This is a genomic window from Pseudomonas sp. 51_B (genome assembly GCF_017491595.1).
GTDB classification, from domain to species: domain Bacteria; phylum Pseudomonadota; class Gammaproteobacteria; order Pseudomonadales; family Pseudomonadaceae; genus Aquipseudomonas; species Aquipseudomonas promysalinigenes.
This window is the reverse complement of sequence record NZ_JAFGYW010000430.1, coordinates 1-440: the sequence shown is the minus strand read 5'-3', so window position 1 is coordinate 440 and position 440 is coordinate 1. Positions and strand designations below refer to the sequence as shown.

Genomic DNA, 440 nt, shown 5'->3' with positions numbered 1-440 from the left:
AAGAAATACAAAAATATATTAAAAAACATCAAAAAGAATTTGATAGGGAAATGTCGCCTGTTAAATTATATACACTTAAAAATCTAATTGTAGCTTTGCCAGATTCTAAAAAAGCACGCCAGAAGAAAATAGATTTGTTTAAAAAACTAGCTCTTGCAGTTAATGATGGCAGTATTGATTTTTCTGAAATTGTCAAACAGTTTTCCCAAGCGCCAAATGCAGTTTCCGGAGGTATAGTTAGTCAACAGGTTAAATTTGATTCAATACCAGATATATATAAGGAATATATTAAAGAACTTAAAAATCATCAAGTTTCACAACCATTTATAGTTAATCATACATTACAGATGATATATATCTATAACATTGATGAAAAAGCACCAATTTTAAGCAAAAAAGTAACAAAATATTATGTTTACGCAATAGAAATTAAGCTTGAT

At 27.3% G+C, this 440-nt stretch carries 1 protein-coding gene; it reads left to right on the top strand.

All coding sequences use genetic code 11. From position 1 onward, the window contains the following. A partial coding sequence (locus tag J5M56_RS25580) for a peptidylprolyl isomerase (RefSeq protein ID WP_207938134.1) occupies positions 1–440 on the top strand: 440 nt, incomplete at both ends.